Below are 283 nucleotides of genomic sequence, written 5' to 3'. Positions count from 1 at the left end.
AAGGAGATGTGCCTTGAGGCGGTGAAGCAAAACGGCATGGCGTTGCGATATGTGCCGAAAGCCCTCCGGACTAAGGAGATGTGTCACGAGGCGGTGAGACAGGAGGGCGAGGCATTGCTAGATGTACCGGAACCCCTCCAGACACCGGAGATGTGTCTCGAAGCGGTCAGGCAAGACGGCAGCGCGTTGCAATATGTGCCGGAAAAATTCCGAATACATGAGGTCTGCCTTGAGACGGTGGGGCAATACGGTGAGGCGTTGCAATATGTGCCGAAAGACCTCC

1 protein-coding gene is annotated in these 283 nt (G+C 56.5%); it reads left to right on the top strand.

All coding sequences use genetic code 11. The features are described from left to right. A partial coding sequence (locus E1297_RS00315; RefSeq protein ID WP_155132542.1) for a DUF4116 domain-containing protein occupies positions 1–283 on the top strand: 283 nt, incomplete at both ends.

This window comes from Roseibium sp. RKSG952 (assembly GCF_009711355.1).
The sequence above is the reverse complement of the archived record's forward strand: the minus strand, read 5'-3'. Positions and strand labels throughout refer to the sequence as shown.